Annotated in this window: 8 protein-coding genes, 1 tRNA gene and 1 other RNA gene; 7 read left to right on the top strand and 3 right to left on the bottom strand. The window is 65.0% G+C overall.

All coding sequences use genetic code 11. The annotated features are described in order from the left end of the window. Positions 1-39: 39 nt before the first annotated feature. Complete coding sequence (locus tag CGK93_RS03515; RefSeq protein ID WP_089593626.1) at positions 40-420, bottom strand: MarR family winged helix-turn-helix transcriptional regulator; 381 nt, start codon at positions 418-420, stop codon at positions 40-42. 115 nt (positions 421-535) lie between these two features. On the opposite strand from CGK93_RS03515, the gene CGK93_RS03510 reads away from it, so the two are divergent. Next, positions 536-1,978, top strand: coding sequence for an MFS transporter (locus CGK93_RS03510; RefSeq protein ID WP_089593625.1), 1,443 nt, complete (start codon positions 536-538; stop codon positions 1,976-1,978). A 99-nt stretch (positions 1,979-2,077) separates the two neighbouring features. Continuing rightward, positions 2,078-3,001 carry an oxygenase MpaB family protein gene (locus tag CGK93_RS03505; protein WP_089593624.1) on the top strand — a complete coding sequence of 308 codons (924 nt, stop codon included), beginning with the start codon at positions 2,078-2,080 and terminating at the stop codon, positions 2,999-3,001. A 174-nt stretch (positions 3,002-3,175) separates the two neighbouring features. On the opposite strand, the gene CGK93_RS03500 is transcribed toward CGK93_RS03505, so the two are convergent. Continuing rightward, positions 3,176-6,637, bottom strand: a complete 3,462-nt coding sequence (locus tag CGK93_RS03500; protein WP_089593623.1) for a bifunctional proline dehydrogenase/L-glutamate gamma-semialdehyde dehydrogenase — start codon at positions 6,635-6,637, stop codon at positions 3,176-3,178. A gap of 123 nt (positions 6,638-6,760) precedes the next feature. Between CGK93_RS03500 and CGK93_RS03495 the strand changes: the two genes are divergently transcribed. Continuing rightward, a complete protein-coding gene (locus CGK93_RS03495) occupies positions 6,761-7,690 on the top strand; it encodes a LysR family transcriptional regulator (protein WP_089593622.1) in 930 nt (309 codons plus the stop codon). Positions 7,691-7,736: 46 nt separating this feature from the next. Here the strand turns inward: CGK93_RS03495 and CGK93_RS03490 are convergent. Next, positions 7,737-7,821, bottom strand: a tRNA-Ser gene (locus CGK93_RS03490). A 304-nt stretch (positions 7,822-8,125) separates the two neighbouring features. Here CGK93_RS03490 and CGK93_RS03485 point away from each other — a divergent pair. The 4 genes from CGK93_RS03485 (at position 8,126) to recR (ending at position 12,512) form a co-directional block, all read left to right on the top strand. Beyond that, entirely contained in the window at positions 8,126-8,449 is a 324-nt protein-coding gene (locus CGK93_RS03485) for a hypothetical protein (RefSeq protein ID WP_089593621.1), read from the top strand. 87 nt (positions 8,450-8,536) lie between these two features. Continuing rightward, an RNA gene (ffs, locus tag CGK93_RS03480) (signal recognition particle sRNA small type) lies at positions 8,537-8,633 on the top strand. Positions 8,634-8,666: 33 nt separating this feature from the next. Next, positions 8,667-11,879 carry a DNA polymerase III subunit gamma and tau gene (locus CGK93_RS03475; protein ID WP_089593620.1) on the top strand — a complete coding sequence of 1,071 codons (3,213 nt, stop codon included), beginning with the start codon at positions 8,667-8,669 and terminating at the stop codon, positions 11,877-11,879. Positions 11,880-11,912: 33 nt separating this feature from the next. Beyond that, positions 11,913-12,512, top strand: a complete 600-nt coding sequence (gene recR, locus CGK93_RS03470) for a recombination mediator RecR (protein WP_089593619.1) — start codon at positions 11,913-11,915, stop codon at positions 12,510-12,512. The last annotated feature ends 23 nt before the right edge of the window (positions 12,513-12,535 follow it).

Genomic DNA, 12,535 nt, shown 5'->3' with positions numbered 1-12,535 from the left:
CCCACTCAGACGTATACCCTGGCCAGCCGGGTCAGGCGGTTAGGAGCCCAGGTTTTCCTCGAGCAGCGCACGGTGCTCGACGGCGGCCGTGGAGTGGAGCGCGCGGCCGGCGTCCGTCAGCTCCAGGAACAGGGAGCGGCGATCATCCACACAGGTTTGGCGGGAGACCAGGCCTGCTTTTTCGAGCCTGTCCACCACCTTGGAGACGGCACTTTGCGTCATGGGGGTGCGCTCCCCCAAGGCCTTCATCCGGCACGCTGATTCTTCGCTTTCAGCCACGAGATCCAGGATTTCGAACTCATTGAGGCCAATGTCGAACTTGGCTTCCAGCGCGCGGTCGATCGCTCCTGCGGTGCGGAAGTAGGAGTTCTGGATGCTGCGCCACTGCTCAACCAGTTGACGGTCACGCGTCGTTGCCATGTGCCGATTCTAGTTCATAACGCGATTTGAATCCATGTCATAAAATTCTGCGTCATCCAATGACATGTCATCGTAGTCCTTGTCATTGAATGACGCGTCATATAGATTGAAGCGCATGACATCACCCACCGCCCTCAAATCCTCAACTGAGCCGCCTTTGGTTTCAGCCGTTCACTGGACCCGCGCCCAGTGGCTGCTGCTGATGGTCGTGTGCACCGTCTTGGCCCTCGACGGGCTGGACGTTTCCATGGTCGGCGTTGCCCTGCCGTCCATCGGACAGGAACTCAACCTCGGAACCGATTCCCTGCAGTGGATCGTCTCCGCCTACGTCCTGGGCTACGGAAGCCTGCTGCTCCTGGGTGGCCGACTCGCGGACCTGTTGGGCCGCCGTCGTATCTTCCTCATTGCTTTGACCGTTTTCGCCGCGGCGTCGCTCCTGGGCGGACTGGTGGACGACCCCGCCATCCTGATCGCCACCCGGTTCATCAAGGGACTCGCGGCCGCCTTCACCGCGCCCACCGGCTTCTCCATCATCACCACCAACTTCGCGGAGGGACGCGAGCGCAACAAGGCGCTGTCCATCTTCACGACGTTCGGCGCCAGCGGCTTCTCGCTGGGCTTGGTGGTGGGTGGCCTCATGACCAGCCTCAGCTGGCGCTGGACGTTCCTGGTCTCGGTGCCGATCGCAGTGGTGGTTGTCCTCCTGGGCATGAAGTTCATTCCCAAGGACAAGCCATCCGTTGAGGACAGCGGGCACGATGTCTGGGGCGCCGTGACCCTGGCACTGGGCATGCTTGGCCTCGTCTACACCTTGGTTTCAGCACCGGAACAGGGCTGGGGATCTGTGGCAACAATCGCCGGATTCGCAGTTTCCGTTGCCGTGCTGGCAGCCTTCGCGGTGATCGAGAACAAGGTCAAGCACCCGCTGATCCGCTTCAGCATCCTCAAGGAGGGCTGGGTGGCTCGGGCCAACCTCAGCGCGGTAGGGCTGTTCGGGTCCTACCTGAGCTTCCAGTTCATCGTCACCATGTACCTGCAGTCGGTGCTCGGTTGGACCCCGCTGGGCATGGCGTTGGCCTTGCTGCCCGCCGGCCTGTTGGTCGCGACCAGCGCACCGTTCGCGGACAAGCTCATCGAAAAGTTCGGCGCCACGCAGCTGATTCTGGCGGGCCTCACTGCGATGGGGTTGGGCTACGTCCTGTTCCTCCGCGTCGGCACTACGCCCAACTACGTGCTGGACATCCTGCCGTCGGTGGTCCTGCTCGGAGTCGGGTTTGCGCTGGCCTTCCCGTCCATCAACGTACAAGCGACCGCCGGGATCAAGGATTCGGAACAGGGACTGGCAGCCGGCCTGATCCAGACCAGCACACAAGTGGGAGCCGCACTGGTTCTGGCCGTCACCACAGCGTTGGTCAGCGGTCACGGCCAAGCCGCCGGAACCGTCAGCGCCCAAGCCATGCTGGAACAGTACCGGCCGGGACTCATCCTGAGTGCCGCCGTCGCGATTGCCGCCCTGCTGGTGGCAGCGGCACCCTCCCGGCGCCGCGTTCGCTCCTGAAGCCCGGAGTTTTTGTACAGCTAATGCCCTGATGCGTCGGTCATCAGGGCATTACCTGTACACAATCTGCTCTGTACACCTCCGCCAAATGGAGGTCTCATGGGACCTATGAGGAATTACCTCACGGAGTACAGGCACGAACTGCAGCGCACCTTCACCGGAACGTCGGGCACGCCTCCGGAGTGGGTGCCGCGGCTCGCAGACGGGAACGACGCCGGATATCACCTTCCCGGGTCGGCCGTCTGGACGGTGCACGGCCACGTGGCCACCATCGTGGCGGGCATCCGCGTCCTGCTGATGCAGGCCCTCCATCCCGGCGCGCTGGCGGGTGTCTACGAACACTCCGGCTTCCAGAAGGACCCCTTGGGCCGTCTCGCGAACACCGTGCGGTGGATCTTCACCGTGACGTACGGCTCCACGGAGGCCGCCGAAGCCGCGACCGCACGGGTCCGGAAGATCCATGAGCGTGTCCGGGGAACCTACCTTGACGGGCTGGGTGTGGAGCGCGAATACGCCGCCAACGACCCCGAACTCCTCCGCTGGGTCCACGTCACCTACGCGGACTCCTTCCTCACTGCCAACCGGATCTGGGGCAGGGCCATCCCTGGCGGGCCCGATGCCTACGTCCGCGAATGGGCAGCAGCCGGACGACTCATGGGAGTTGTAGACCCGCCACTCACCGAAGCCCAGGTCCGTGACGAGCTGGAGCAGTGGTACGCCTCCGGGGTACTCCGGGCCGATGAGCGGCTTGCCGAGACGGTGTCGTTTATTCGCTATCCTCCCCTGAGCCCACTCCTCAAGCCCGGTTACACCATCCTGTTCGCGGCCGCCGTCGCGAGCCTTGAGCCTAAGTATCGGGACTTGCTCGGCCTCCGGCCCGCCAGGCTTGGCCCCGTGCCCTTGCCGGCCATCCTGGCGGCGCGTGGCGTGTTGGGGATGGTCCGATTCGCCCTGGGCTCCCACGGTCCCAGCGAGCAAGCAGCGCGCCGCAGGTTGCAAAGGCTGGGCTACGCCGAGGCCTGAGGTGCCTTTCGCCGAGGGGCTGGCTTTCAACCCTTTGAGCCTCCCAAAAAGGCGAAAGCCAACCCCTCGACGGGGACACACGTGGTGTGGATATCGCCGAGGGGCTGGCTTTCAACCTCTTGGTGCGTGCTTACTGCCGAGAGCTCACCCCTCGGCGCACGCCGTGGATGCGTCCTAGATCAGGTGATCCGACAGGTGGTTCGGGGTGCCGAAGCGGTGGGCGGTGATGGACACGGCCTGCTCGCGGAGGAACGGCAGCATCTCGATCCGACCGGCCTGGGTTACAGCACCGTGGTACACCGCGACGTCCGGACGGCCACCCATGGCTGCGCTCAGCGCAGCGAAGTCGCCACCGATCAGGCGGATCCGGCCGGCGTCGAAGTTGGCCGCACGGCCCAGCCACGCGGCGTCGTCCTCGATCCGGACGCTGACGCCCAGGTTCGCGAAGACCGTCACCACGGCGTCAGGAAGTACGACGGCGGAGCTTACCGTCAGCTTCGAACCCGCCACTGCGCCGGCTGCTACTACACGGAGCAGCTCAGCAATTCGCTTGCCTTCGGAGAGGCGGATGGTGACAGGGAGGGAGCGGTACCGGAAGACGTTGCGCTCTGCGGAGAGGGCGGAGACGTCCTTGCGGGTGCCGAACTCGGATTCCCAGGCTGCGGCGTCGCTGAAGAGCGACTGCTGCAGGGTCTGGAGTTCTTCAGCGGTAACGTCGGCGGACTTTGCAGCAGCGAGGAGCTGAGCGGCTGCACCCTGGAGCACCGTGCCGCGCTTGGCGTTGGCTTCGGCGGGGAGCCAGCTGCCCAGGCCGATCAGGTAGTTCGGTCCACCGGCCTTGGTTCCGGCACCGACTGCCGACTTCTTCCATCCACCGAACGGCTGGCGCTGCACGATCGCACCGGTGATGCCGCGGTTGACGTACAGGTTTCCGGCCTGGATGGTGTCCAGCCAGACGCCCATTTCAGCAGAGTCCAGGGAGTGCAGGCCGGCGGTGAGGCCGTACTCGATCTCGTTCTGGATGGCGATGGCTTCCTCGAGGGTCTCGGCGGTCATGACACCCAAGACCGGGCCGAAGAACTCGGTGAGGTGGAAGTAGGAGCCACGCTTGACGCCGGAGCGGATGCCCGGGGACCACAAACGGCCGGTTTCGTCGAGGCGCTCGGGCTTAATCGCCCAGCTTTCGCCGTCGCCCAGGGTGGTGAGGGCGTTGAGGAGCTTGCCGTTGGCCGGTTCGATGATCGGCCCCATCTGCGTGGTGGCGTCCTCCGGGTAGCCCACGGTCAGGGAGCGGGCGGCGTCGATCAGCTGGTTGTGGAAGCGGGCACTCTTGGCGACCGAACCCACCAGGATCACCAGTGAGGCAGCCGAGCACTTCTGGCCTGCGTGGCCGAACGCCGAGTACACGACGTCCTTGGCAGCGAGGTCCAGGTCAGCGCTCGGGGTGACGATGATGGCGTTCTTACCCGAGGTCTCCGCGAGCAGCGGCAGGTCCTGACGGAAGGAACGGAACAGCTCAGCGGTTTCGTAGCCACCAGTGAGGATCACGCGGTCAACGCTGGGGTGCGAGACCAACTGGGTGCCAAGCTCGCGCTCTTCGAGCTGCACGAGTGCCAGCACTTCGCGAGGCACGCCGGCTTCCCAGAGGGCATCCACCATGACGGAACCGGAGCGGCGGGCCTGCTTTGCAGGCTTGATCACGACGGCGGAGCCCGAGGCGAGCGCTGCGAGCGTCGAACCTGCGGGGATCGCCACCGGGAAGTTCCACGGCGGGGTCACCACGGTGAGGTTGGCTGGGACGAACGTGGCGCCGTCGACCGTTTCCAGGTCCTTGGCGCGCTCGGCGTAGTAGTGCGCGAAGTCGATTGCTTCGCTGACTTCGGGGTCGCCTTGGTCGATGGTCTTGCCCGTTTCGGACGCCATGACCTCAAGAAGCTCCGCACGACGGGCCTCAAGGACCTCGCCGGCGCGGTGCAGGATCGCTGCGCGTTCGGCGGCCGGACGGGCGCCCCAGGCCTTGCCGTGATCCACGGCGGTAGCGATGATGCGATCCAGCTCGGCGGCGTCGGAGACCTTGGTGGACTCGACGATCTTGTTGCCCGCAGTGGAACCCGGAATGCGCTTGAGGATGTCACGGCCCCAGGAGCGGTTGGCAGGGAGTGCCGGGTCGGTGTCCGGGGTGTTGCTGAAGCCCTCGAGCGGTGCGGGCTCGGCGGGGAGACGGCGGTCCTGCTGGCGGCTGGGGCCAGGAACTTCGTCCGTCATGCGGGCCAGGGAGTCCAGGAAGCGCTGCTGTTCGCGCTTGAACAGGGCTTCATTGTCGCTCAGTTCAAAAACTGCGCTCATGAAGTTTTCCTGGCTGGCGCCTTCTTCAAGGCGGCGGATCAGGTAGGCGATGGCGACGTCGAACTCGCCCGGGTGGACCACGGGCGTGTAAAGCAGGAGGCTGCCGACATCCTTGCGGACTGCGGTGGCCTGACCGGTTGCCATGCCCAGCAGCATCTCGAATTCAATGCCCTTCGTTACGCCGCGCTCCTTGGCCAGCAACCAGGCAAAGGCGACGTCGAACAGGTTGTGGCCGGCCACGCCGATGCGGACCGCGTCAATGCGTTCCGGAGTGAGGGCGTAGTTGATGACGTTCTTGTAGCTGGTGTCCGAGTCCTGCTTGGTCCCCCAGGTGGCCAGCGGCCAGTCGTGAAGGGAAGCTTCAACCTGCTCCATGGGAAGGTTGGCGCCCTTGACCACGCGTACCTTGATGGGAGCGCCGCCCTGTGCACGACGAGCCGTGGCCCACTCCTGCAGTTCCTGCATAGCGCCGAGTGCGTCGGGGAGGTATGCCTGGAGGACGATGCCAGCTTCCAGGTTCTTGAACTCCGGCATGTCAAGGATGCGCTTGAACACCGCGATGGTCATGCTGAGGTCCTTGTATTCCTCCATGTCCAGGTTGATGAACTTGGGCTTGGGGAAGGACGCGGCAAGGCGGTACAGCGGGGTGAGCTTCTCCACGACGTGATCGACGGCTTCGTCGAAGGCCCACGGGGAGTGCGGTGCCACGGTGGAGGACTCCTTGATGGAAACGTAGTCCACGTCATCGCGGGCCAGGAGTTTCAGGGTGCCTTCCAGGCGACGCTGCGCTTCGTGCTCCCCCAGAACGGCTTCGCCGAGGAGGTTCACGTTCAAGTGAACGCCGTCCTGGCGGATCTTGGCGATGGCCGGGCCGAGCTTGGCGTCAGTGGCGTCCACGATCAGGTGGCCCACCATTTCGCGGAGCACGCGGCGGGCGATCGGGATAACTACCTGCGGGACGATCGGAGCCATAACGCCACCCACGCGGACAGCGCTGCGCATGTACCACGGGAGGAACTTCGGCACCTTGGGTGCCAACTCTGCGAGTTTACGGCCGGCGACCGACAGATCCTCGGGGCGGATGACGCCGTCGACGAATCCAACCGTGAAATCCAGGCCGTTGGGGTCTTTCAAGACGCCGGCCAGGCGCTGGGCGGACACGTCCACGGGGATCTTGCCGGCTTCTGTGAGCCAATGGCGGACCAAGGCGATGGCTTCCTGCGCCAAAGCGTCGAACTGCCCGGAATCCTGGCTGCTCGGGGCGGTGGCATCCGGGATGGTGCTGGTCATGGGGGCTCCTTCTGGGACGGAGAAGTTTGTTTGTTTCCATCAGTATGGATCTACAATCACGTTAGGAAAAGCGATCTTTTCTGACGAATATTGATTATCCATCCCGATCTTTTGGAGGCTCCCGTGCTGGACGTCCGCAGGCTGCGTTTGCTGCACGAGTTGAAGATCCGCGGAACCCTCGCGGAGGTGGCCGATGCCATGCAGTACAGCCCATCTTCGGTCTCCCAACAGTTGACTCTCCTGGAAAAGGAAGCCGGCGTGGAATTGCTGCGCAAAGCGGGGCGTCGCGTGCAGCTGACGCCCCAGGCAGAGATCCTCGTGGCACACACCGCGGCGCTGTTGGAAACCCTGGAGCGTGCGGAAACCGAGCTCGCCGCCTCGCTCTCCATGGTCACAGGAACGGTCCGCTTGGCCGTTTTCCAGTCCGCGGCCTTGGCCCTGCTGCCGGATTTCCTCACCATCATGCGGCAGGAGTATCCGGAGGTGCGCGTGGAGATGACCCAACGCGAGCCCGAGACCGCCCTGTACGAAACGTGGGCGCGGGACTTCGACCTTGTGGTGGCCGAGCAATACCCCGGCCACGCTGCCCCGCACCACAGCGGGCTGGACCGCGTCACCCTCACCAGTGATGCCATCCGCCTGGCCACTCCCCCGGTGGGACTCGGCGGCGAAACGGTGTCGACCCTCGCGGACACCGCATCGATGCCATGGGTCATGGAACCCCGCGGCGCAGCTTCACGGCACTGGGCCGAACAGGCATGCCGGTCTGCGGGCTTCGAGCCCGACGTCAGGTACGAGACGGCCGATCTCCAAGCACAGATCCGGCTCATCGAATCCGGGAACGCCGTGGCACTCATGCCGGACCTCGTCTGGACCGGGCGCTCGCGTACCGTTCAACTGCTGGATCTTCCGGCCCTGCCAAAGCGGACCGTGTTCACCTCCACCAGGACAGCCGGCCGCATCCACCCCGCAACCGCAGCCTGCCGCGAAGTGTTGGAAAGGGTGGCAGCAGCGCAACAGCAGGACGCCGAGCAGCAGGCGGACGCGGACTAGCTTCAGGAAACGCAAAAGGCCCCAGTCCAAGGACTGGGGCCAACCGCGGAGAATGGGGGATTTGAACCCCCGAGGGCGTTAACCCAACACGCGTTCCAGGCGTGCGCCATAGGCCGCTAGGCGAATTCTCCTTGCTTCCGATTCGAAAGCAGATACTACTGTACCTGAGAATTTCGGCAACGTGTAATCGGGGTGAATGACCACCCCTGGAAGGCCCTGGAAACACGCCCGTTAACGGAAAAATGGACGCCCCCAACGCGCCCATTCTTGCGGTACATCGTTGAGCTGCCGGGTCCGGCCCCTCGCCCCCAGGCCCCGCAGCTCACAATCTTGAGATTGCCCCAATCGGTGTACATACCCATAGTCCGCTGTGATACCGGCTTTTGCAATGGTTGAGACCTGTTTGTAGCCGAAGTTTATTGACAGGATGTTCCCATGACGCAGCTCCACGCCTTGGTCGTTTACGTTCCGGAGACGCATATCGAAGAAGTCCTCCTGGCCATTGGCGACGCCGGCGCCGGGCGGATCGGCAACTACTCCCACTGTGCCTTTACGTCGCCAGGCACTGGCCGCTTCACGCCCCTGCCAGGAGCGCATCCCGCTGTTGGTGAGGTGGGGATTGAGGAGCAGGTGCCGGAAACCCGGGTCGAGTGCGTGGTGGAGGAGGACATGCTCGACGGCGTGGTGCAGGCCCTGCGGGCCGCGCACCCTTACGAGGAGCCGGCTTTCATGACGTGGCCAGTGAGTGGGTGGCGATGAATCGCGAACCAAGCCACCCGCCGTCGAGCCTTATCCACAGCCCTTCGAGCCGATTCGAACCCCAACCCAAGTTCGGGTAAGCTTGTCGACGGCCCCTCATGTGGCGTCATCCTGTTGAACTCCCCCAGGACCGGAAGGTAGCAAGGGTAGATGGGCTCTGGCGGGTGCATGAGGGGTCACTTATTTAAATGTCAGTCTCTATAGGTAGGTTTCACTTGTGACTGTTACAACTGCCCTGTATCGAAGGTACCGTCCGGACTCTTTCGCGGACGTTATCGGGCAGGAACACGTCACGGAGCCGCTGATGACGGCGCTCCGCAAGAACCGCGTGAACCACGCCTACCTCTTCTCCGGCCCCCGCGGCTGCGGCAAGACCACGTCGGCCCGCATCCTGGCCCGCTGCCTGAACTGCGCCGAGGGCCCCACTGACACCCCCTGCGGCAAATGCCCCAGTTGCATCGAGCTTGCCCGCGGCGGCTCCGGCTCGCTGGACGTCATCGAGATCGACGCCGCCAGCCACGGTGGCGTTGACGACGCCCGGGATCTCCGTGAACGCGCGACCTTCGCCCCGGTCCGCGACCGCTACAAGATCTTCATCATTGACGAGGCCCACATGGTCACGTCGGCCGGCTTCAACGCGCTCCTGAAGATCGTCGAAGAGCCGCCGGAACACATCAAGTTCATCTTCGCCACCACGGAGCCTGACAAGGTCATCGGGACTATCCGCTCCCGCACGCACCACTACCCCTTCCGGCTGGTGCCACCCGAGCCCCTGATGCAGTACCTCGAGCTCCTCTGCCAGCAGGAGAACGTTCCGGTCGCCCCCGGTGTGCTCTCACTCGTCATCCGCGCAGGCGGCGGCTCTGTTCGCGACACTCTGTCCGTCCTTGACCAGCTCATGGCAGGCGCCGGCCCCCATGGCCTGGACTATGAACTCGCTGTGGCCCTGCTCGGCTACACGCACGCTTCCTTGCTGGACGACATCGTGGATGCTGTTGCAGCCTCCGACGCCGCGGTGGTCTTCAAGGCCGTGGACCGCGTTATCCAAACCGGTCACGACCCCCGGCGTTTCGTCGAGGATCTCTTGGAACGATTCCGCGACCTGATCATCGTCCAAGCAATGCCCGAGAGCGCCCAGGCCATTCTTCGCGGCATGCCGGCGGACCAGATCGCCCGCATGCGCAACCAGGCAACCAACCTTGGCGCTGCCGAGCTGTCCCGGGCAGCGGACGTCACCAACACCGCCCTCACCGAGATGACCGGTGCCACCTCGCCCCGGCTGCACCTTGAACTGCTGTGCGCCCGAATCCTGCTGCCCAGCGCTGAGCAGACCGAGCGAGGCATCGCTGCCCGCATCGACCGCGTGGAACGTCGCCTGAATTACACGGGCGACGGCGGTGCGCCTGCTGTTGCTGCTGGCCCGCCGGTTGCTGCGGCTGCTGCGCGGGAAGCCGCGCCGGCTTCGCAAACCGCGCCGGTATCCCCTCCCGCACCCGCTACCCACTCCGCGCCGACTGTGTCCGAGCCGACCGCTGAGCCTGCGTCAAGGGATGCCCTGACGGCACCGCGGGTATCCACCAATGATTGGCCAGTGGAGGAGCGGCAAACCTCCGGTCGCCCCTCACAGTCCGCTCCTGCGCAGGGGGCCGCAGCCCCGGTTGCTGCCTCGGCACCGGTACAGCAAACCGAACCCGCCCAGGCACCGACACCTCCTCCAGCCCAAGCAATGCCACAGGCACAGCAGGCGGCACCTGCCCAGCCAGCCCCAGTGCGCCCTGAACCGGTGCAACCGGCACAGTCCGAGTCAGTGCAGTCCGCACCAGCTCAGGTTGCACCTCAAGCACCGGCACCGCAGTCGAACGCGGCCGGCGGAGCGCCTGCGGCCGCAGGAGCGCCTGCATCCGGCGGAACCGGAGACGTAGAGGCTCTGCGCCGTGCATGGCCGGATGTCCTGCAGACGTTGACCAAGATCAAGCGCAGCACCTGGGCACTGGTGGAACCGAATGCCCAGGTTGCCCAGTTCGACGGCCAGGTCCTGACTTTGGCATTTACCACGGGCGGCCTTGCGGGTGCGTTCGGACGTGCGGATCACTCCGAGAACCTTCGGCAGGCGATTCATAAGACCATCGGCATCGACTGCCAGATCGTGGCCATCGCCGGCGGCAACAGTTCAGCGAGCTCTGAGCCAAACCCAAAAGCACCTACTAGCCGGGAAACTCCGGCGGCGGGCGGTGCCCAGTCGACAGGTGGAGCCGCGTCGGCCAGCCAGGCAGGACCGGTGGACTCGACGCCGATGTCCCCGCCGGCACCTGTGTCGGCGGTCGATTCGGCGTGGGGCCTGGCCCCAGCTGCACCTGTAACCGCCGCTCCGGTGGCATCAACTCCGCTTGCTGCATCGCCGGCGCCCACTCCTGTGGCTGCGCCTCCGGCTCCTGCGCCCACCCATGACGCGGCCTCAACAAGTCCCACCCCAGCGGCCACCCCGGCAGCAGCGGAAATCCAAGAAGCCCCGGCCGCTCCTCCGACTCCCGAGCCCTCCGGCGACTACTCGTACCCTGACGACGACTGGGGTCCGCCGCTCGACGAGGACGCGCCGCCCCTGGACGAAGAGCCACCTGCGGATTGGGAACCCCCCTCGGGGTACGGCCAACCCAGTACGGCATCCGCGGCACCGGCGACCAGTGTTCCAACGTCGAATGCCTCGGCGCCTTCAGCGGCCACCTCTTCGGCCCCAGCAAGCGGCGCATCAGCGGCTGTACCTTCCCCGCCGGCCAGCACCGCGAAGGCGGCGGCGTCCAACGACCCCTGGTCCAGGGCAGTCGAGCAGGCGCCGGGTACTTGGGTTGTCGGCACGGAGTCCAACGTGGGCAAGAAACCCGCCGAAGCAGCCGAAGTAACTGCGGCCGCACCGGACGCCCCCGACTACGAGCCAGCCGCAGCCCAGGTTCCGGAAGCAACCACGGGCGCCTACGGCCATCCAACCAACGCGGAGCAGAACCCAAGCTCCAGCTGGGACGTCGCACCGGCGTCAAGCTGGCCCGCAACGCAATCGATGCCCGAGCCCGTCAGCGGCAGCGCCCCCGCCGGAAGCAGCAGCGCACCGCCTGCCTGGCCCTCCTTGGCGACCCAACCAGAGGAAGCGCATGGTTCGGTTGCGACGCTGGAGGAGGCCGCGCCGTCGGGCAATCCGAATGGCCGTCAGAGCCTTTACCAGCGGTTGACCAACAGCCCCGAAGCCCAAGCGGGTCGTGTCCAGGCGCCGGTGAGGACGCAGGCGAAGCCGGAGTCGGTCGCGGACGACATTCCCAGCCCGGAAGATGAAACCATCGAGGAGTCCCGCGTCTTTGGGCGGGCTGCGGTGGAGCGTATTCTGGGCGGAAAGCTGATTGAAGAGCGCGCCTTGGACGGTTCTCCCCTGCAACCCCGCTGACACCAGCATTGATTTCAAACTAACGAGGACATTGTGTACGAAGGTGCAGTTCAAGAGCTGATTGATGAGCTCGGCCGACTTCCCGGTGTGGGCCCCAAATCAGCGCAGCGCCTGGCGTTCCACATTCTTGAGGCCGACCCTGAGGATATGAAGCGCCTGGTCACAGCCATCACCACGGTCAAAGAGCGCGTGAAGTTCTGCTCCGTGTGCTTCAACGTGACCGAGCAGGAAAAGTGCAACATCTGCCGCGACCAGCGCCGTGACCCGTCGGTCATCTGTGTGGTTGAGGAGTCCAAGGACGTCCTGGCCGTGGAGCGCACCCGGTCCTTCCGCGGCCGTTATCACGTGCTGGGCGGAGCCATTAACCCCATCGCCGGCATCGGTCCGGAGCAGTTGCGTATCCGGGAACTCCTTACACGCCTCAACGACGGCGCCATCCAGGAAATCATCATCGCTACCGACCCCAACCTTGAGGGCGAAGCGACTGCAACGTACTTGGCCCGCATGCTCAAGTCGATCGGCATCACGGTGACCCGGTTGGCTTCCGGCCTGCCGGTAGGTGGAGACCTGGAGTACGCCGACGAAGTTACCCTCGGCAGGGCTTTCGAGGGCAGGCGCAACGCCCTGTTGTAGTCTCGCAATCACCAACAACAACC

The sequence above is a fragment of the Arthrobacter sp. YN genome (genome assembly GCF_002224285.1).
Taxonomy (GTDB): domain Bacteria; phylum Actinomycetota; class Actinomycetes; order Actinomycetales; family Micrococcaceae; genus Arthrobacter.
The sequence above is the reverse complement of the archived record's forward strand: the minus strand, read 5'-3'. Positions and strand labels throughout refer to the sequence as shown.

Coding starts and splice junctions, on each gene's coding strand:
- CGK93_RS03505 (WP_089593624.1), top strand. CDS start 2,078: ATGGGACCTATGAGGAATTACCTCACGGAGTACAGGCACGAACTGCAG.
- CGK93_RS03515 (WP_089593626.1), bottom strand. CDS start 420: ATGGCAACGACGCGTGACCGTCAACTGGTTGAGCAGTGGCGCAGCATC.
- CGK93_RS03485 (WP_089593621.1), top strand. CDS start 8,126: ATGACGCAGCTCCACGCCTTGGTCGTTTACGTTCCGGAGACGCATATC.
- CGK93_RS03500 (WP_089593623.1), bottom strand. CDS start 6,637: ATGACCAGCACCATCCCGGATGCCACCGCCCCGAGCAGCCAGGATTCC.
- CGK93_RS03510 (WP_089593625.1), top strand. CDS start 536: ATGACATCACCCACCGCCCTCAAATCCTCAACTGAGCCGCCTTTGGTT.